Below are 19,508 nucleotides of genomic sequence, written 5' to 3'. Positions count from 1 at the left end.
TCCTGGCCTATGCTGGCGGTTGAATTATCGGCGAACCCGGTTCATATTCAGTTCAGATGCACCATTGCGACGGCAGCCTGGCCGCTCGCCGCAAAAAAGTGGTTCATCATACCATTTCCTGATGCTTTTCTGGCCAAAAAACCGTAGCGCCAGGTGCCTGCTGGCAGCGGATCACCGGGCAGGACGGCCATCCTGCGCCAGTTTCCAGTCCGCGCGGGAAAAAACGCGCTCATGGCCGGACAGCACCATGGCCAGTTTTTGCAGCCATTGCTCGGTCGGCATGGGTTCGGCCTTGAAGCTCAGCGCCACCATCAGTACCAGGCTGGCCAGGGCCAGCGCATGGCTGACGGCGAAATTGACGGCGCCACGGGCATTCCACATGAAACCCAGCGCCAGCGCCAGGCCCAGCACGCAGCCGCTGACGGCTTCCGACACGCTGTGCGCGTGCACGACCACGCGCGAAATGGCCACCAGCACGGCAAAGGCCACGCCGACGAGCACGCCCGCATGGCGCCAGCGCGGCGCGGCCCGCTGCAGCAGCACATACATCAGCACGGGAAATACGGCGCCGGCGCGCATGGCGTGGCCGCTGAAACCGGTAAAATCGAGCGTGCTGCTACCCACGCCCCAGCTCATGAAGGCCAGCTTCGACAGCACCACGAGGGCCAGGCCGCCGCCATACCACAAGCTCCAGCTGAGTACCAGCCGCCACTGGCGCGACACGAGCAGCCACAGGGCGATCGCCACGCCAGCCGGCCCCATCACGGACATGTCGGCCGCAAAAGAAATCCCATTCCACCAAGTCATCGTGCCTACGCTTATTTCATGATCAGCGTGCACTATGCCACGACTGGCCCTGCTTGCACCCGGGTTTTCATCAACTACGGGCAAGAATTACATTCCATTACAATTTCCACCTCGAAAATTGCCATAAGAAAATATTCTCGCGGATGCCGCACCGGCGACGCCTCAGATATTCGTCAGGCGCTTGCCCTTGGGCGGCGCAAAGTCGCGGATCGATTCGACCATGCCCACTTCCAGCGCCTGGTCGGCCGTCAGGTGCAGGTCGGAATACGCGTGCACCTGCCACTGCTCTTCCGTCAGGTTGACGTGGCCGCGCAGGATGCGCTCGGTGCGCATGTCGTCGGCGCGCAAGCCCTCGACGATGATGCTGAGCGCATCGGGGCGCGAACCGGGCGAGGCGGTCGCATGTGACTTGTGCACCATGAAGCGGGCCGTGTCGCTGGCATGGCGGTGCCGCCCCGCCAGGAACAGGGTCACGGCGATGGACGCCACGGCGCCCGCGTTGTAGGTGATGATGTCGAGCGGCAACTTGCTGAGGAAGTTGTACAGACAGATGCCATCGCTGACATAGCCGCCGTTGGACTGGATCAGGATGTGCGCGGTGGTGAGCTTGTCTTCCGTGATGTCGGCGGCGGCATTGAAGACGCGCCGCACCATGTCGCTGTTGACGTCGCCGGAGAGGGTAAAGTAACCGTGCTGCTCAGTGTTGTTTTGCGTCTCGCTGTGTGTAGTGTTCATGGCAGGCACCCGCAAGAAAGCCAGGATTTCATCATAGCGCATTCCCGCGCGGCCGGGCGCCCTTTTGCACCGGGCCAGCGCCCCTTCCAGCCCCGCAAAACGGGGTTTTTACTGCAATTTGGCAACGTCTTTTCAGATTGACAGAAACACCCTGCTGGCATATATTCCTCCCACTTGATCGGGAGAGGGCAACCCAGCGTTGCCGCCGAAGGGGCACTACCCAAAAACTCTCAGGCAAAAGGACCGATCAGGCGGACTGAAGCTGTTGCTTTGGCGACACGTTTTAGCTCAACTCTGGAGAGCGGCCGCGGCACATGCCGGCGGCCCACCGAAGGGGCGCACGGGGCAAGCCCCCGTAATCTCTCAGGTACAAAGGACAGGGGGGTCAGTGATCACGCTGGAAAGCCGTGTTTGGCTATTCTATGTTTTGTTAACTTCCCCCTTTACCTTCGTCCCGAGGAATCCATGACGCTCAAAGCGACCCCACTCAACAACGCCCACCGTGCCCTCGGCGCCCGCATGGTCGATTTCGGCGGCTGGGACATGCCCGTCAACTACGGCTCGCAAATCGAAGAACACAACGCCGTGCGCGGCGACGCCGGCATGTTCGACGTGTCCCATATGTGCGTGGTCGATATCGAAGGCCCGAACGTGCGCGCCTTCCTGCGCGGCTTGCTGGCCAATAACGTCGACAAGCTGCAAGTGTCGGGCAAGGCGCTGTACTCGTGCATGTTGAATGCCGAAGGTACCGTCATCGATGACCTGATCGTCTACTTCTTCAACGAAAACTGGTTCCGCCTCGTCGTCAACGCGGGCACGGCTGAAAAAGACGTGGCCTGGATGCAGCAGCAAAATACCGGCACCAACAGCGGCCTGACGATCACGCAGCGCCGCGATGGCAATGACGCGATGGCCCTGGTGGCCGTGCAAGGCCCGAACGCGCGCGCCAAGGTGTGGCAAGTGCTGCCGGAAACGCAAGCCGCGTCCGAAGCCATCAAGCCCTTCAACGTCGTCATCGTCAAGGACACGGCCTTCGGCGAAGTCATGCTGGCGCGCACCGGCTACACGGGCGAAGACGGCTTTGAAATCGGCGTGGCCGCCACCCAGGTGGAAGCGCTGTGGAACGCCCTGGCCGCCGCCGGCGTCAAGCCGGCCGGCCTCGGTGCGCGCGACACCCTGCGCCTGGAAGCGGGCATGAATCTGTACGGCCAGGACATGGATGAAACCGTCAACCCGCTCGACGCGGGCCTGGCGTGGACCATCGACCTGGTCAGCGAACGCGATTTCATCGGCAAGGCCGCCCTGCTGGCCAAGGGCCAGAATGCGCAATTCGTCGGTCTGATCCTGCGCGAAAAAGGCGGCGTGCTGCGCGCGCACCAGAAAGTCATCATCGCCGGCAGCGACGCCACGGGCGAAATCACCAGCGGCACCTTCAGCCCGACGATGCAGGAAGCCATTGCTCTCGCGCGCGTGCCGAACGGCGTCGCCGTGGGCGACACCGTGCACGTGGAAATCCGCGGCAAGCAGCTGGCCGCTTCCGTCGTCAAGCTGCCTTTCGTGCGTAACGGTAAAATCCTGGCTGCGTAAGCGTATTTATAGAGCCGCCCGCAAGACCGTACAACCATAATCAATAACGAACACTTACCATCTGGAGCCACACATGAACATTCCTGCAGACCTGAAGTACACCGCTTCCCACGAATGGGTACGCCTTGAAGGCGACGGCACGATCACCGTCGGCATCACCGAGTACGCGCAGGACGCCCTGGGCGACATCGTCTTCGTCGAACTGCCAACCGTTGGCAACAGCTACGGCGCCGGCGACGACGCCGCCGTGGTGGAATCGGTCAAGGCAGCGAGCGACATCTACGCGCCGATCGCCGGCGAAGTCGTGGCCGTCAACGACGACGTGGTCAACTCGCCAGAGTCGATCAATGCCGACGCCTACGCCAACTGGCTGTTCAAGATCAAGCCAGCCGACGTGTCGGCCCTGGACGGCCTGCTCGACGCTGCCGCCTATGGCGCCACCACCAGCGCGTAATCGCGTTTGATTCACGGGCCGCGTTTGCGGCCCGTTTGCATTTAATTTTGTAGCTATACCCCGCCGCCGCGCCCGCGCGCCGCATCCCGGTTTTTCAGTCTTTTTTGGCCTCTATATCATGACCCGCACCAGCCTGACCCAACTCGAAGCACGCGATGCCTTCATCGCCCGCCACATCGGCCCTTCCGCCACCGAACAGCAAGCCATGCTGGCGACCCTCGGCTATCCATCGCGCGCCGCGCTGATCGACGCCCTGGTACCGGCCAACATCCGCAACAAGGGCGCCCTGCCATTGGGCGCCTACTCGCAGCCGATGCCGGAACAGGAAGCCCTGTCGCGCCTGAAAGCCATCGCCGGCAAGAACCAGGTACTGAAATCCCTGATCGGCCAGGGCTATTACAACACGTTCACGCCAGGCGTCGTGCTGCGCAACATCTTTGAAAACCCCGCCTGGTACACGGCGTACACGCCTTACCAGCCCGAGATTTCGCAAGGCCGCCTGGAAGCGATCCTGAACTTCCAGCAAGTGATCACGGACCTGACCGGCATGGGCATCTCGAACGCCTCGATGCTGGACGAAGGCACGGCCGCCGCCGAAGCGATGACCCTGATCCAGCGCGTGGGCAAGTCGAAGTCGAACGTGCTGTACGTCGCCAATGACGTGCTGCCGCAAACCTTGGAAGTGGTGCAGACGCGCGCCCAGCCGATCGGCATCGAAGTGCGCACTTTTGATCCGGCGGAAATCGAGTCGCTGGACGCCTGCTTCGGCGTGCTGCTGCAATACCCTGGCGTGAACGGCGTCGTGCGCGACTACCGCGCCGGCGTGGAAAAACTGCACGCGAATGGCGCCATGGTCATCGTCGCGGCCGACCTGCTGGCCCTGACCATGCTCACGCCTCCTGGCGAATGGGGCGCCGACGTCGTCGTCGGCAACAGCCAGCGCTTCGGCGTGCCGCTCGGTTTCGGCGGCCCGCACGCGGGCTACCTGTCCACGCGCGATGAATTCAAGCGCAATATGTCGGGCCGCCTGGTGGGCGTGACCGTCGATGCGCAAGGCAACAAGGCCTACCGCCTGGCCCTGCAAACGCGCGAACAGCATATCCGCCGCGAAAAAGCGACATCGAATATCTGCACGGCGCAAGTGCTGCTGGCCGTGATGGCCTCGATGTACGCCGTTTACCACGGCCCTGCCGGCCTGCTGCAGATCGCCCAGCGCGTGCACCGCTTTACGGGCGTGCTGGCCGCCAACCTGAAGACCCTCGGCTATGGCGTCGTCAACGCGAGCTACTTCGACACCCTGACCATCAATGTGGCCGATGCGGCGCAGCTGCACGCGACGGCCATGCACCACGGCGTCAACCTGCGCAAGATCGACAACACCCATGTCGGCGTGTCGCTCGACGAAACCACCACGCGCGACGATATCGCGCTGCTGTGGAAAGTGTTCGCGCACGGCCTGGCCAACGCGCCAGCCGCCCCGGACCTGGACGCCGTCGAAGCGGCGGTGACCAGCGCGCTGCCGGCCAGCCTGGCGCGCGAGAGCGCCTACCTGACCCACCCTGTCTTCAACAGCTACCACTCGGAACACGAGATGCTGCGCTACCTGCGCAGCCTGGCCGACAAGGACCTGGCGCTGGACCGCACCATGATCCCGCTCGGTTCGTGCACCATGAAGCTGAACGCGACGAGCGAAATGATTCCCGTCACCTGGCCCGAGTTCTCCAACATCCACCCGTTCGCCCCCGACGCGCAAACGGTCGGCTACCGCGAAATGATCGCGCAGCTGGAAGAAATGCTGTGCGCTCTGACCGGCTACGCGGCCGTCTCGCTGCAGCCGAACGCCGGTTCGCAGGGCGAATACGCGGGTCTGCTGGTGATCAAGGCCTACCACGAATCGCGCGGCGAAGGCCACCGCAACATCTGCCTGATTCCATCGTCGGCGCACGGCACCAACCCCGCATCGGCCAACATGGTGGGCATGCAGGTCGTCGTCACCAGCTGCGACGCCAACGGCAACGTGGACCTGGCCGACCTGAAGGCGAAAGCGGAAAAGCACAGCGCCAACCTGGCCTGCGTGATGGTCACCTACCCGTCCACCCACGGCGTGTTTGAAGAAGGCATCCAGGAACTGTGCGAAATCATCCACTCGCACGGCGGCCAGGTCTACATCGACGGCGCCAACATGAATGCGCTGGTCGGCGTGGCCGCTCCCGGCTCGTTCGGCGGCGATGTGTCGCACCTGAACCTGCACAAGACCTTCTGCATCCCGCACGGCGGCGGCGGACCAGGCGTGGGTCCGATCGGCGTGGGCGCCCACCTGGCGAAATTCCTGCCGAACCAGCGTTCCTCGGGCTACCAGCGCGACGTCGCGGGTATCGGCGCCGTCAGCGCCGCGCCATTCGGCTCGGCCAGCATCCTGCCGATTTCGTGGATGTACATCGCCATGATGGGCGCGGAAGGCTTGACGGCAGCGACCGAGACGGCGATCCTGGCGGCGAACTACATCGCGCGCCGCCTGGCGCCGCACTATCCCGTACTGTACTCGGGCCACGACGGCCTGGTCGCGCACGAATGCATCCTGGACCTGCGCCCGATCACGGACGCCACCGGCATCAGCAACGAAGACGTGGCCAAGCGCCTGATGGACTTCGGTTTCCATGCGCCGACCATGAGCTTCCCCGTGCCGGGCACGCTGATGATCGAGCCGACGGAAAGCGAATCGAAAGTGGAAATCGACCGCTTCATCGACGCCATGATCGCCATCCGCGGCGAAATCGCCAAGGTCGCCAGCGGCGAATTCGACCACGACGACAACCCGTTGAAGAACGCGCCGCACACGGCACAGGTATTGATGTCGGACAACTGGGAACGCAAGTACAGCCGTGAAATCGCGGCCTACCCCGTCGCTTCCCTGCGTCAGCGCAAATACTGGCCGCCGGTCGGCCGCGCCGACAACGTGTACGGCGACCGCAACCTGTTCTGCGGCTGCGCCCCGATCAGTTCCTACGAAGAGGAATGACGCCAGACCAAACCTACTGCGCGTCGCGCTTTGCGGCCGGCGATGCTCACCGTACTAGAGTACGGTTGCGCTTCTCGGCCACAAATCACTGACGCTCGCTACGGTTTTTTCAGGCGTCGAAACTCAGCAATCAAGAAATGAAATCCCGGCAAAAGCCGGGAGTATTAAATTAAAACAGAACGGCAGGCCGCAAGGTCTGCCGTTTTTTTGTGCGCGCTCTACAGCGCCAGCAAGACGGCGCCCGGCAGCCCTAGGGTAGTGCCGAGTATCGTCAGGCACACGACGTCGCGCCGTTCGCAGCGGGTGCGGTGCGAACTCCAGGCGGCAAACAGCAGCGCCACGGCCACGCAGCTGAGTGAAATGCCCACTTCCGTCATGCCGTCTCTCCCGTCATTGTTGCTTCTTTCATCGTTCTCATCCTTTTCACTGATTGAGCAAGCTACCTACCGGTAGGCAGTAAGTGTACAATAAAAAAGACGGCGATGTCCATGCCGTGTTTTTGACCGATGAAGGAAACGCAATGCAGCAGCAAACCACTCTCCCCGCCGCCAGTCTCGGGCTGGCGGCTTCCCTGGCCCTCGTGGCCGTGCTGGGTCCGGCCGGCATCGACATGTACCTGGCCTCGATGCCTGCCATGGCGCGCGAGCTGCACACCTCGTATGCGAACGTGCAGCTGAGCCTGACCGTTTTCCTGCTGGCCCTGGGCGGCGGGCAGCTGCTGTGCGGGCCGCTGACGGACATGCTGGGCCGGCGCCGTCCATTGCTGGCCGGCATCGCCGTCTATATCGCTGCCGCCGTGTGGGCGTCACAGGCGGAGCAATTGCACACCCTGCTGCTGGCGCGGACGGTGCAGGGCCTGGGCGCGGCGCTGACCCTGGTCGTGGTGATGAGCATGGTGCGCGACGTGGCCGATGGGGTCAAAGCGGCGCAGCTGTTCGCCCTGTTGATGACCATCGTGGGCCTGGCGCCCGTGCTGGCGCCCGCCGTGGGCGGCTTGCTCGACGCGTACTATGGCTGGCGCGCCGTGATGCTGGCCCTGGCCGCACTGGGCGCCTTGACCCTGCTCAATAGCGCGTTGTTCCTGCCGGAAACCTTGCCGCCTGCACGCCGCATTGCGCCGCAAGGCATGCACCGCACGTATGCGCGCATCGCGCTCGACCGCGCCTTCCTGCTGCCTGCGCTGGCCCTGTCGGCCGCCTTCTTTTTCCTGTTTGCGTATATTGGCGGCGCGTCGCTCGTGTACCAGCGCGATTTCGGCCTGTCCGCCGGCAGTTTCGGCCTTGTGTTCGGCGCCACCGGTGTGGCCGTGCTGCTGGGCGCCATGGCCAGCGGGCGCCTGGTAAGCCGCCATGGCGTGGCGCGCTTGAGCGTGGCGGGCAGCCTGGCCATGCTGGGCGGCGCGGCACTGGCCCTGCTCGGTGCCTGGGCGGGCGCCGGCATCGCCGCCGTCGTGCCGGGCATGTTCATGGCCCTGTTTGGCCTGGGCATGGCGGAAGCGGCGCTGATGGCCATGGCCATGGGCTCGCAGCAGCGCGCGCTCGGCTCCACGGCCGCGATGCTGGGCGCCATCCAGATGAGCTTGTCGTCCCTGGCCACGCCGCTGGCGGCCGGCCTGTCCGAACGGGGGCCGCTGCCCTGGCTGCTGTTCTTGACCGCGGCCGGCCTGCTGGTATCATGGCTGACCCTGGCCACTGCGCGCGTCCATCCGGTCCATGCCAGCAGCCTGGGAGCGCACTGACGCCTCACCCACTCTCACCCCAATGATGAAAAAACGCTCGGCCTCGGCCGATAACATCTGCGCCGTCGCCGTCGTGCACTTTTCCGAACACGGCTACGACGCTTCCTCCCTCAGCGATATCGCCGCACAGGCCGGCATGCGCAAGGCGTCGCTGTACTCGCATTTCGCCGGCAAGGACGCCCTCTTCCTCGACGTCTTTGCCGACGCGTTGGCCGAAGAGCAAGCCTTCATGGACAGCTGCTTCGCCGACGAAGCGGCGCTGGCCGAGCCCGGCGGCCACCAGGCAGGCGCCCTGTACTGCGACCGCATGGCGCAGCGCTATGCGGACTCGGCCCACCTGCGCTTTTTGCTGCGCACGGCGTATCTGCCGCCCTCCCCACTGCGCGTGGAAGTGGGCACGGGCTACGAAGCCTTGCTGGCGCAGCTGCAGCAGTATTACGTGCAGAGCCTGACCCGTCTCGCGCCCACGTTATCGTCGCCGCGCATCGACCTGTACGCGCAAGCCTACCTGGGCATCGTCGACAGCCTGCACGTGGAGCTGATCTATGCGGGCGGCGCCGCGCTGCAGCAACGTCATGCGGCCTTGTGGCACATCCTCTCCGATTCGCTTTCTTTAAGCACTTGCAAGTCCTCATGAAATCGGGCCTGCCGTTCGACGTCTTCCCCGGCCCATGGACGGATCGCGAAAGCATGCGTCCACTGCCCCGGCGCTTGCCCGTTACGCCGAGATCAACGTGTGCAAGCGGGTGCCGGCATTGCCATTGGCCCTACGGCCAAAGGACATGCCGCCTTCCATGCCCAGCACCATGCACCATGCATAATCGGCCGCCACAAAATAATGGTGCTGTGGAATGGACAGCAATGCGTCCAGATGCCTGGCAAACTCCCCAACAGACGCCAGCAGGGCAAACTCGACGGCGTTGTCGCCGATATGAACAGCCTGGCCAGTCAAGCCATGCAGCGCCACCATCTCGCCAAAAAAATCGCAGCCGGCGGCCAGTTGACGACCGGCTGCGTTTTCATGGCGCTCGATCGAACCGGGTATGCGGCTCCAGCGTATTTTGGAACCGGCAACGGGATAGCACTGCGCAAGCCTGGAAAAATACCGGGCGCTGTCAGCCTCGACCAGCATGGCCCCTGCCTCTATCGCGCCATGCAAGTGCCGCAGCAATTCCACTTCAAAATAATTTTGCACGCCAGCCATCACGTGTCGCACCGTGCCGCATCGAGGCTGTAGACGACGGAATTCATCGCGGTATGCACAATCTGAAACAACGCGCCGTCCCAGCGGGACTTGCTGAAGTGGGAGGTACGGTCCAGGTAGCCTGGCGTGTTGGTGATGCCGTCGACAGCCAATGGTTTTCCGGCTTTGTCGAAGAGATGGGCTTGCCACACCTCACCGATGGCCGGGCCCAGGCATCGGTAGACTTCGACGCGATAGTGTTTGTCCGGTGACGAGCGCCATAATTTGCGCACTGGAATACGGAGTGCGAATGCGCCGTCGCGTACACAGCGTGCCGCTTGATTGACGGCCCCGGCATCCGCATCCCTTGCCAGCCGGAGCAGCACCGCAGTCAGTTCCAGCAGCATGCGTTCCTGTTGATCGGACGGGGAACAGGCCATGTAGGCGCCGATATCGAAGTCTTCCACATAATAGCTGGTGCAGCCCAGCACCTGGCTGCACTGCGCTTCGCCAGCCGGTTTTTCGCCGAAGATGACGGACAGCAGCGCAGAGCCATCAAGGACAAAATCGGGCGGCAAAAAATGCAGCAGCAATTGCCGCACATGGTGCGCGCTCGGATGGAAAGACCAGGTTCGCTGGTTGGAATAGCTCAGTGGTGTTTCCACTACCCTGATCTCTTTGAGTCGTGCCATAGGATGAATGCCTTTCATGGGCCTGCCTTGCTTGCATCTTCGTCGAACAGGACGGCCTGTCTGGATTATAACAATCGCAGCCAGGACGAGCGCCGGCAGAAAACCGGTGGCCAAGACCGGGCATACATTACGTTTCGGTAATGTAGAAGATCTTTGCTTGACCTTGCCAGCATGCACTTTTATCATCCGTGCATTATTCATTTACGGAGTCCCACGTGGGTACTTGTTCTAGTGACAGTAGCCGATCTTGTATCGGCGATTGCCTCGGCAGCTAAGCAGCAAGCAACGCGGAATTCCGTTTCCTCCGTGCCTTGCTAAGCAAGGTGCGGTGTCTCGCGCGGCCAGTCCGGCTGCGCGCCTCTCCCCCCCTCTTTCCGATCGCGACCGGCTACTGACCCGGATTGCCCGTAAGCACCATGGCTGCCATGGTACGCTTGCGGCACGCAAGTCTTGCCTGCGGCTGCGCCGCCCGTCAACACCTCGTCGTGAAAGGAAGAGCAATGAATCTCTTCACCCGCTTATTCGAATCGTTCCTGCGCAAGCGCCATACGGCTGGCAACTTCCGCCGCCGCGCCATGCCGCTGGAAAACAGCACTGCCCGGCCCGTGCCCGACCACCTGGCGCGCCAGTTGCTGGCTGCCGCGCATGAAGACCTGGACAGCGCCCTGAACCGCCTGCACACGCGCCTGGAAGGCTTGCGCGATGCCGAGGCGCAAGTGATCGGCGCGCAAACGGGGCCGAACGAGGTCGAGCATGAGAAACCACTGGCCTGGTACCAGCACCTGTGGCTGTGCTACAAGAATCCGTTCAACCTGCTGCTCACCGTGCTGGCCATCGTTTCCTACCTGACGGAAGACCCGAAGGCGACCATCGTCATCGGCACCATGGTGATTTTGTCGACCCTGCTGCGCTTCGTGCAGGAAGGCCGCTCGAACCGGGCCGCCGAACGCCTGAAAGCCATGGTCAGCAATACCGCCACCGTGCTGCGCAATGGCCAGCAGATCGAGCTGCCCATCCGCCAGCTGGTGCAGGGCGACCTCATCGTGCTGTCGGCCGGCGACATGATCCCCGCCGACTGCCGTTTGCTGTCCGCCAAAGACCTGTTCGTCAGCCAGGCCGCCATGACGGGCGAATCCTTGCCGGTGGAAAAGATGGCCGAGCTGGCCGACGCCCAGGGCAAAGACCCGATGGAGCTGGCCAATCTGCTGTTCATGGGCACGAACGTGATCTCGGGCGCCGCCACGGCGCTGGTCCTGGCCACGGGCAACCGCACCTATTTCGGCACCATCGCCACGCGCGTGACGGCTACCGAGCGCACGCCGACGGCGTTCGAGGCGGGCGTGAACAGCGTCAGCTGGCTCCTGATCCGCTTCGCCCTCGTGATGGCACCGCTCGTGTTCCTCATCAATGGCTGGACCAAAGGCGACTGGATGGAAGCGTTCCTGTTCGCCCTGTCCGTCGCCGTGGGCCTGACGCCGGAAATGCTGCCCATGATCGTCACCAGCACCCTGGCCAAGGGCGCCGTGAAACTGTCGAAAAAGAAGGTCGTCGTCAAGCGCCTGGATGCGATCCAGAACTTCGGCGCCATGGATGTGCTGTGCACGGACAAGACCGGCACCTTGACGCAGGACAAGATCGTGCTCGAGCGCCATACGGACGTCTTCGGCCAGCCGTCCGATGAAGTGCTGCAATTTGCCTACCTGAACAGCCACTACCAGACGGGCCTGAAAAACCTGCTCGACCGCGCCGTGCTCGACCACGTGGAATTGCAGACGGAAATGCAGCTGGCCCGCGATTACGTGAAGGTCGATGAAATCCCGTTTGATTTCGTGCGCCGCCGCATGTCCGTCGTCGTTTCCGAAAAGAATGATCACCATGAACTGATCTGCAAGGGCGCCGTCGAGGAAATCCTCGCCGCCTGCAGCCAGCTGCGCCTGAATGGCGTCAACGTGCCGCTCGACGCCGCGCTGCTGGACAAGGTGCTGGAAACCACGCATGGCCTCAATGCGGAAGGTTTGCGCGTGGTAGCCGTGGCCGTCAAGGAAGTGCCGCCCCATAAAACCGTGTATGGCGTGGCCGATGAAACGGCGCTGACCCTGATCGGCTATGTGGCGTTTCTCGATCCGCCGAAGGAATCGACGGCGCCCGCCCTGCGCGCGCTGGCGGAACATGGCGTCACGGTGAAAGTATTGACGGGCGACAACCACCTGGTGACGGCGAAGATTTGCCGCGAAGTGGGCCTGGCCGTGCATGGCGTGCTGCAAGGCCCGCAACTGGACGACATGGACGACGCCACCCTGGCCCGGGCAGCGGAAGAGAACACCGTGTTTGCCAAGCTCAGCCCGCTGCACAAGGAGCGCCTCGTGCGCGCCCTGCGCGGCAATGGACACATCGTCGGCTTCATGGGCGACGGCATCAACGACGCGCCCGCCCTGCGCGCGGCCGACATCGGCATTTCCGTCGATTCGGCCGTCGATATCGCCAAGGAAGCGGCCGACATCATCCTGCTGGAAAAAAGCCTGATGGTGCTCGAAGAAGGCGTGCTGGAAGGCCGGCGCACCTTCAGCAACATGCTCAAATATATCCGCATGACGGCCAGTTCGAACTTCGGCAATGTGTTTTCCGTGCTGGTGGCCAGCGCCTTCTTGCCGTTCTTGCCCATGCTGCCGTTGCACTTGCTGGTGCAAAACCTGCTGTATGACGTGTCGCAGATCGCCATCCCGTTCGACAATGTCGACGCCGAACTGATCCAGCAGCCGCTGAGCTGGAACCCGCGCGACATCGGCCGCTTCATGGTGTTCTTCGGCCCCATCAGCTCGATCTTCGACATCAGCACGTTTATCCTGATGTGGCATGTATTCGGCGCGAATACGCCGGAACAGCAGACCCTGTTCCAGTCCGGCTGGTTCGTCGTGGGCTTGCTGACGCAGACGCTGATCGTGCACCTGATCCGCACGCCCAAGCTGCCCTTCATCGACAGCATCGCGTCCGTGCCCCTGCTGGTGGCCACCACCGTCATCATGGCCGTGGGCGTGTTCCTGCCGATGGGACCGCTGGCGACTTACTTCAAGCTGCAAGCCTTGCCGTTGGGCTATTTCCCATGGCTGCTGGGCATCCTCGTCTGCTACACCGTGCTGACGACGTTCATGAAACGCGTGTATCTGCGCAAATTCGGCTGGCAATAGTATGATGAGCCGCTCTTTCCCCTACAAAAGGCACGCATGAGCGGCTCCTCCCTTTCCAAACGTCATCTCGCCCTGCTGCTGTCGGCCCTCGTCTTTCCCGGCAGCGGGCATTTTGTCTTGCACCGCAAGGCCCGTGGCTGCCTCTTCCTCGTGCCGGCCCTGGTCGCGCTGGCGATCGTATTGCGCCAGATCATGGCACGGTTAGACCAGGTTATGGCACAGATCGACAGCGGCGCCCTGCCCCTCGACGTGCCGCTGATCATGGAAAAAGTGGAAGCCCTCTCGGCCAACGACGGCCCCGCCATGACGGTGGCCGTTTGTGTGCTGGTGGCGTGCTGGATCGGCAGCCTCATCGACACCTTCCTGATCAAGCGATGACGGCGGAAGCAGAGGCGCGCAAAGCACGCAAGGAAGCCAGGATGCAGGCGCGCCGCGCCCAGCTGGCGCTCAAGCGCCAGGACCATGGCGGCCCGCTGGCCTGGCGCGGCTGGTTCGACGGGTCCGCCCACCCGAACCCGGGCAAGCTGGGCATAGGCGCCCTGCTGCTGGGGCCAAATGGCGAACGTATCGAAGTGAGCGAGGCGGCCGGCCATGGCAGCAGTAGCGACGCGGAATATGCGGCCCTGATAGCCGTGCTGCAGGCGGCGCAGGCCGTGCGCCCGCCGCCCGTGCAGCTGCTGCTGTTCGGCGACAGCCAGGTGGTGATCAATGATGTGCTGAGAACGACGCCCGCGAGCGCCAAGGGGCTGGAAACGCAGAGGGCCACCGTAGTGGCCCTGCTGGAACAATTCACGGAGGTCAGCTTGCGCTGGCTGCCGCGCCACCGCAATGGCGAGGCGGACCGGCTGTCGCAGCTGGCGATTGCCGGCTGGGTGGAGAAAGATTAAGCGGCGCGGCCGATCCGCAGCGCTTCCTGCTGTGCCTTGGCTGCCGGGCGCGCGGTGCCATTGATGCCCCTCAACCCGCCGGCACCGGCCTGCTGGCCATTCAATTTGAATACGCTGACGACCTGCGCCAGGTTGTGCGCCTGGTGCTGCATCGATTCGGCCGCCGCCGCCGACTCTTCCACCAGCGCCGCATTTTGTTGCGTGACGGCATCCATCTGGCCGATGGCACGGTTGATCTCGTCGATGCCCACGCTTTGCTCGCTGCTCGCCGCCGTAATTTCCGTGATGATGTCGCTCACGCGCTGCACGCTGTCGACGATATCGTTCATGGTCGAGCCGGCCTGCGCCACCAGCATGCTGCCCGCGTTGACTTGCTCCACGGACGCGCCGATCAGGGTCTTGATCTCTTTCGCGGCGCTGGCCGAACGCTGGGCCAAGTTGCGCACTTCGGATGCCACCACGGCAAAGCCACGGCCCTGCTCGCCGGCACGGGCCGCTTCCACGGCCGCATTCAGGGCCAGGATATTCGTCTGGAAGGCGATGCCATCGATGACGGAAATGATGTCGACGATCTTGTTCGACGAGGCGTTGATCGATTCCATCGTACCCACCACCTGCGCCACCACTTCGCCGCCCTTGACGGCCACTTGCGCCGCCGAGGCCGCCAACTGGTTGGCCTGGCGCGCATTGTCCGCATTCTGTTTCACGGTGGAAGTCAGCTCTTCCATCGAGGACGCTGTTTCCTCCAGGGAGCCGGCCTGCTCTTCCGTGCGGGAAGACAGGTCCTGGTTGCCGGCGGCAATCTGCGTCGAGGACGTGGCGATGCTGTCCGTGCCGCTGCGCACTTCGCCGACGATGTTGAGCAGGCTCGTGTTCATGTCCTTCAGGGCCAGCAACAGCTGCCCCGTTTCATCCTTGGCGCTGGCATCGATCTGCGCCGTCAAATCGCCATCGGCCACCTTGCGGGCGATGTCCACGGCCGTGCGCAGGGGGCGCACGATGCCCGTCGTCAGCAGCCAGGCGCAGACGACGCCGAAAGCCAGCGCCAGCACGGCCAGGGTCAGCAGCAAGTTGCGGCTCGTCTTGGCGACATCGTCGATTTCACGCGCCGTCGTGTCGATGCTGGCGCGCTGGTGCTGCAGCATGTCGTTGACCACTTTCAGGTATTTCGTCGAACCGGGCACGAAGATGCCCTGGAAAGCCTTCTCCGCTTCCGCTTCCTGCCCATCCGCCTTCAGCTTCGATACTTGCGCGCGTGAATCGAGGTAAACCTTGCGCTGTTCGCTCACCAGGCGGAACAGTTCCTTTTCTTCCGGGCTGGAAATCAAGGCTTCGATTTTCTTTTGCAGTTCGCCCGAGACGACCGACGATTGCTTGGCCTCTTCCGCAAAATACGCGCCCAGGGTCGTGTCGCTGCTGCGCGCGATGGCCGTGGTGCGGCGCACGCCGCTGTCGATTTTCGCGTACCAGTCGGAAATATAGCGTTCCTTCGCCAGCGGCAATTCCATCATGGTGCGTGTGGCCATGGCCACGTCGTGCAAGCGCCACACGCTGATGCCCGTGATGAGCATGGAAAACAGCAAGATCACGGCAAAACCCAGGCCGAGGCGCACACCAATACTGACGTTTCTTAACAAATTCATGTGAATATCCTAAAAAAGCGGAACCAGACTATATAAAAGGGAGTTGCGGCTGCACGGGGCAGCCGCGGCGCCATCAGCGCGTGCCGATGCGCAAGGCGGTTTGCGGCGTCGCCGGGCGCTTGACGCCCTTCAAACCGCTGACGCTGGCCTGCTGGCCATTCAGTTTAAAGACGCTGACGACCTGCGCCAGGTTGTGCGCCTGGTGCTGCATCGATTCGGCCGCCGCCGCCGATTCTTCCACCAGCGCCGCATTTTGTTGCGTCACGGCATCCATCTGGCCGATGGCACGGTTGATCTCGTCGATGCCCACGCTTTGCTCGCTGCTCGCCGCCGTGATTTCCGTGATGATGTCGCTCACGCGCTGCACGCTGTCGACGATGTCGTTCATGGTCGAGCCGGCCTGCGCCACCAGCATGCTGCCCGCGTTGACTTGCTCCACGGACGCGCCGATCAGGGTCTTGATCTCTTTCGCGGCGCTGGCCGAACGCTGCGCCAGGTTGCGCACTTCGGATGCCACCACGGCAAAGCCGCGGCCCTGCTCGCCGGCGCGGGCCGCTTCCACGGCCGCGTTCAGGGCCAAAATGTTCGTCTGGAAGGCGATGCCGTCGATCACACTGATGATGTCGACGATCTTGTTCGACGACGCGTTGATCGATTCCATCGTGCCCACCACCTGCGCCACGACTTCTCCGCCCTTGACGGCCACTTGCGCCGCCGAGGCCGCCAACTGGTTCGCCTGGCGCGCATTGTCCGCATTCTGCTTCACGGTGGAAGTCAGCTCTTCCATCGAGGACGCTGTTTCCTCCAGGGAGCCGGCCTGCTCTTCCGTGCGGGAAGACAGGTCCTGGTTGCCGGCGGCAATCTGCGTCGAGGACGTGGCGATGCTGTCCGTGCCGCTGCGCACTTCGCCGACGATGTTGAGCAGGCTCGTGTTCATGTCCTTCAGGGCCAGCAGCAGTTGCCCCGTTTCATCCTTGGCGCTGGCGTCGATCTGCGCCGTCAAATCGCCATCGGCCACCTTGCGGGCGATGTCCACGGCCGTGCGCAGGGGGCGCACGATACCCATCGTCAAGACCCACGCGCAGACGACGCCGAAAGCCAGCGCCAGCGCGGCCAGCACCAGCATCAGATTGCGGCTGGTACTGGCGACGGCGTCGATCTCGCGCGCCGTCGTGTCGATGCTGGCGCGCTGGTGTTCCAGCAAGTCCAGCACCATCTTCTGGTATTTCGCGGCGGCCGGCACGAAGGTCTTTTCAAACACTTCATTGGCGGCATCGACCTGCGCTTCACCCTTGAGCTTGTAGACCTGGTCGCGCGAACCGATGTACAGCTTGCGCTGTTCCAGCAAGCCCGCGAACATGGCTTTTTCAGCCGGCTTGTCGATCAGTGCCTCGATCTTCTTTTGCAGTTCGGCCGAGCTGGCCGACGAGACTTTCGATTCTTCGGCGAAATAGCTGCTGAGCGAGGTATCGCTGCTGCGGGCAATGGCGATGGTGCGGCGTACGGCGCTGTCGATGCGGCCATACCAGTCGGAAATATAGCGTTCCTTGGCCAGCGGCTGCTCCATCATGACGCGCGTGGCGCTGGCCACGTCGTGCAGGCGCCAGACGCTGATGCCCGTAATGAGCATGGAAAACAGCAAAATCACGGCAAAACCGAGTCCGAGGCGGACACCGATGCTGACGTTGCGTAATACATTCATGTGACTATCCTAAAAAGCCCTGCCGTCAACCTGAGACAAGCTGACGATCTCGCTCATGGGCGGGCGCTGGCTGGCCGCTGTCGCGAATTGGCGTAAAAAGTGAAACGAAAGTGAAACTGGCGCACGGTTCGGCTGAACCGTGCGCCAGGAAAGGTGCTAGCGTGCGCCTTGCAGAAAAAGCAAACAATGCTTGGGGTCAATTGTTTCCAAGAAACCCTCTCGACACCAGGGTGTCAGGAAATGTTCAGGGCAAGGCGCGTTGCCGAAGACAGTACGAAAGTACGGCAAGGCAATGCAACGCCGTCCTGGACTTTTCCTGACGGCCTAGGCTGCAAGCTTTTCGATCAGGCCCATGTCGGCGCTGGACATCAGCTGGTCGATATCGACCAGAATCAGCATGCGCTCGTCGATGGTGCCCAGGCCGATCACGTATTCCGTATTGATCGAACGGCCCATGTCCGGCGCCGGCTTGATCTGTTCCGGCATCAGGGTGGTGACGTCGGAGACGCGGTCGACAACCATGCCGACGACGCGGTTGCCGATATTGAGGATGATGACGACGGTGAACTGGTCATAGCTGGGCGTGCCCAGGTTGAACTTGATGCGCATGTCGACGATCGGCACGATGATGCCGCGCAGGTTGACCACGCCCTTGACGAACTCGGGCGCGTTGGCGATGCGGGTCGGCGTTTCGTAGCTGCGGATTTCGCTGACTTTCTGGATGTCGATGCCATACTCTTCCTGGCCCAGGGTAAAGGCCAGGTATTCGGCAGCCTTGGCAACGGTTGCGCCAGTGTCGCTGGAATTGGTGTTCATGATAATCCTTTCGTTAACTCGCCTGGGGCGCAGGCCAGGGCACGCTGCGCGCAACCCTGGACGTGACGCGCCATGCACGATGGAATGGCCGTCACTGCTATGTTTTTGCAAATACTTTCTCGCAATTAGCTTATGCTTCTAATTTCCGTGCGGCAATGTTACCCCATGTAAATTTTACATGCACTAAAAAAGAGCGGCCGTCTGATTTGGGGTTTTTAAAAATACAATTTATGTGGCGAATACGGCACGCCGCAGCTTCGCGCCCCCGCCGCACGGGGCGGCGTTTTATGCCACACTGGCGGCCCCTGCTTTTGACGACTTTGAACCATGCCTTCTTTACTTTCCCAATGGCAACCACGCCTGCTGGCGCTGGCCACGGCCGGCCTGGGCGACGACAGCGCCCACGACATCAACCACCTGCACCGCGTCTGGCGCAATGCCAGCGTCCTGCTGCAGGAACATGCGCAGGCCGACGCCCTCACCGTGATGGCCGCCTGCTATCTGCACGACCTGGTCAACCTGCCGAAAAACCACCCCGAGCGGCACCTGGCCTCGCGCATGGCGGCAACGCTGGCTTGCCGCCAACTGGCGGAACTGGATTTCCCGGCAGAAAAATTGGCCGGCGTGGCCCACGCCATCGAGACGCACAGTTTTTCCGCCGACCTGCCGCCGCGGACGATCGAAGCGCAAATCGTGCAGGATGCCGACCGCATCGACGCGCTGGGCGCCGTGGGACTGGCGCGCCTGTTCTACACGGCCGCGCGCATGGATAGCGCGCTGGCGCATGGCAGCGATCCGCTGGCCCGGCATCGGCCGCTCGACGACAAGGCGTATGCGCTCGACCATATCGTCACCAAGCTCGACAAGCTGCCCGGCAAGATGCAGACGGCGGCGGGCCGCTTGCTGGCCGAACAGCGCCTGGCCGTGCTGACGGATTTCCGCGCCGCCTTTGCCGACGAGTGGGGAATGAGCGCATAAGCTTGGCGGCGATAGCCAGCAGCGCGCATGCTGTCTATAATGCAAGCCTCAGCTATCGCGCCGCGCGTCAGCAGCATCCTGT

General features: G+C 62.9%; 17 protein-coding genes and 2 riboswitches. Of the genes, 9 read left to right on the top strand and 8 right to left on the bottom strand.

Features of this window, described 5'->3' with window-relative positions; translation table 11 throughout:
- Positions 1-171 precede the first annotated feature (171 nt).
- Both ACQ4WQ_RS08335 and ACQ4WQ_RS08330 read right to left on the bottom strand, forming a co-directional pair.
- Positions 172-807 (bottom strand): phosphatase PAP2 family protein, encoded by a 636-nt coding sequence (locus ACQ4WQ_RS08335; protein WP_326459952.1) that lies wholly within the window; start codon positions 805-807, stop codon positions 172-174.
- Between the two features lie 162 nt (positions 808-969).
- Positions 970-1,542, bottom strand: coding sequence for an ATP-dependent Clp protease proteolytic subunit (locus tag ACQ4WQ_RS08330; protein WP_436496102.1), 573 nt, complete (start codon positions 1,540-1,542; stop codon positions 970-972).
- A 169-nt stretch (positions 1,543-1,711) separates the two neighbouring features.
- Positions 1,712-1,798, top strand: a riboswitch (glycine riboswitch).
- A gap of 28 nt (positions 1,799-1,826) precedes the next feature.
- Positions 1,827-1,932: riboswitch (glycine riboswitch) on the top strand.
- Between the two features lie 75 nt (positions 1,933-2,007).
- Here ACQ4WQ_RS08330 and gcvT point away from each other — a divergent pair.
- The 3 genes from gcvT to gcvP all read left to right on the top strand — a co-directional run bounded on the left by gcvT (position 2,008) and on the right by gcvP (position 6,602).
- Positions 2,008-3,129: a glycine cleavage system aminomethyltransferase GcvT gene (gene gcvT, locus ACQ4WQ_RS08325; protein WP_326459954.1), complete on the top strand. Its 1,122-nt coding sequence runs from the start codon at positions 2,008-2,010 to the stop codon at positions 3,127-3,129.
- A 73-nt stretch (positions 3,130-3,202) separates the two neighbouring features.
- On the top strand, positions 3,203-3,583 hold the full coding sequence (gene gcvH / locus ACQ4WQ_RS08320) for a glycine cleavage system protein GcvH (RefSeq protein ID WP_070221532.1): 381 nt from the start codon (positions 3,203-3,205) through the stop codon (positions 3,581-3,583).
- A 118-nt stretch (positions 3,584-3,701) separates the two neighbouring features.
- A complete protein-coding gene (gene gcvP, locus ACQ4WQ_RS08315) occupies positions 3,702-6,602 on the top strand; it encodes an aminomethyl-transferring glycine dehydrogenase (protein ID WP_436496100.1) in 2,901 nt (966 codons plus the stop codon).
- A 218-nt stretch (positions 6,603-6,820) separates the two neighbouring features.
- Here the strand turns inward: gcvP and ACQ4WQ_RS08310 are convergent, their stop codons facing one another.
- The gene (locus ACQ4WQ_RS08310) at positions 6,821-6,979 is read right to left on the bottom strand and encodes a hypothetical protein (protein WP_436496098.1); all 159 of its coding nucleotides are present in this window, start codon (positions 6,977-6,979) and stop codon (positions 6,821-6,823) included.
- 143 nt (positions 6,980-7,122) lie between these two features.
- Between ACQ4WQ_RS08310 and ACQ4WQ_RS08305 the strand changes: the two genes are divergently transcribed.
- Together ACQ4WQ_RS08305 and ACQ4WQ_RS08300 are read left to right on the top strand one after the other, a co-directional pair.
- The gene (locus ACQ4WQ_RS08305) at positions 7,123-8,340 is read left to right on the top strand and encodes a Bcr/CflA family efflux MFS transporter (RefSeq protein ID WP_436496096.1); all 1,218 of its coding nucleotides are present in this window, start codon (positions 7,123-7,125) and stop codon (positions 8,338-8,340) included.
- A gap of 22 nt (positions 8,341-8,362) precedes the next feature.
- Positions 8,363-8,977: a TetR/AcrR family transcriptional regulator gene (locus ACQ4WQ_RS08300; protein WP_436496094.1), complete on the top strand. Its 615-nt coding sequence runs from the start codon at positions 8,363-8,365 to the stop codon at positions 8,975-8,977.
- 81 nt (positions 8,978-9,058) lie between these two features.
- On the opposite strand, the gene ACQ4WQ_RS08295 is transcribed toward ACQ4WQ_RS08300, so the two are convergent.
- Positions 9,059-9,544, bottom strand: a complete 486-nt coding sequence (locus ACQ4WQ_RS08295; protein ID WP_326459961.1) for a hypothetical protein — start codon at positions 9,542-9,544, stop codon at positions 9,059-9,061.
- Complete coding sequence (locus tag ACQ4WQ_RS08290) at positions 9,544-10,233, bottom strand: hypothetical protein (RefSeq protein WP_436496092.1); 690 nt, start codon at positions 10,231-10,233, stop codon at positions 9,544-9,546. The genes ACQ4WQ_RS08295 and ACQ4WQ_RS08290 overlap by 1 nt, the downstream gene beginning before the upstream one ends.
- A 482-nt stretch (positions 10,234-10,715) precedes the next feature.
- Here ACQ4WQ_RS08290 and mgtA point away from each other — a divergent pair, with 482 nt between their 5' ends.
- The 3 genes from mgtA to ACQ4WQ_RS08275 are packed head-to-tail and all read left to right on the top strand — an operon-like array spanning position 10,716 to position 14,287.
- Complete coding sequence (gene mgtA / locus ACQ4WQ_RS08285) at positions 10,716-13,400, top strand: magnesium-translocating P-type ATPase (RefSeq protein WP_436496090.1); 2,685 nt, start codon at positions 10,716-10,718, stop codon at positions 13,398-13,400.
- Positions 13,401-13,436: 36 nt separating this feature from the next.
- A complete protein-coding gene (locus ACQ4WQ_RS08280) occupies positions 13,437-13,778 on the top strand; it encodes a hypothetical protein (RefSeq protein ID WP_436496088.1) in 342 nt (113 codons plus the stop codon).
- The gene (locus tag ACQ4WQ_RS08275) at positions 13,775-14,287 is read left to right on the top strand and encodes a ribonuclease HI family protein (RefSeq protein WP_436496086.1); all 513 of its coding nucleotides are present in this window, start codon (positions 13,775-13,777) and stop codon (positions 14,285-14,287) included. The genes ACQ4WQ_RS08280 and ACQ4WQ_RS08275 overlap by 4 nt, the downstream gene beginning before the upstream one ends.
- Here ACQ4WQ_RS08275 and ACQ4WQ_RS08270 read toward each other — a convergent pair.
- The 3 genes from ACQ4WQ_RS08270 to ACQ4WQ_RS08260 form a co-directional block, all read right to left on the bottom strand.
- Complete coding sequence (locus ACQ4WQ_RS08270) at positions 14,284-15,930, bottom strand: methyl-accepting chemotaxis protein (RefSeq protein ID WP_436496084.1); 1,647 nt, start codon at positions 15,928-15,930, stop codon at positions 14,284-14,286. The genes ACQ4WQ_RS08275 and ACQ4WQ_RS08270 overlap by 4 nt on opposite strands.
- Positions 15,931-16,003: 73 nt before the next feature.
- Complete coding sequence (locus ACQ4WQ_RS08265) at positions 16,004-17,632, bottom strand: methyl-accepting chemotaxis protein (protein ID WP_436496082.1); 1,629 nt, start codon at positions 17,630-17,632, stop codon at positions 16,004-16,006.
- 324 nt (positions 17,633-17,956) lie between these two features.
- Positions 17,957-18,448: a chemotaxis protein CheW gene (locus tag ACQ4WQ_RS08260; protein WP_034752308.1), complete on the bottom strand. Its 492-nt coding sequence runs from the start codon at positions 18,446-18,448 to the stop codon at positions 17,957-17,959.
- A gap of 327 nt (positions 18,449-18,775) precedes the next feature.
- Between ACQ4WQ_RS08260 and ACQ4WQ_RS08255 the strand changes: the two genes are divergently transcribed.
- Positions 18,776-19,426 carry an HD domain-containing protein gene (locus ACQ4WQ_RS08255; protein ID WP_436496080.1) on the top strand — a complete coding sequence of 217 codons (651 nt, stop codon included), beginning with the start codon at positions 18,776-18,778 and terminating at the stop codon, positions 19,424-19,426.
- Positions 19,427-19,508: the final 82 nt, after the last annotated feature.

It is taken from the genome of Janthinobacterium goodfellowi, from assembly GCF_051380695.1.
GTDB lineage: Bacteria > Pseudomonadota > Gammaproteobacteria > Burkholderiales > Burkholderiaceae_D > Janthinobacterium.
The sequence above is the reverse complement of the archived record's forward strand: the minus strand, read 5'-3'. Positions and strand labels throughout refer to the sequence as shown.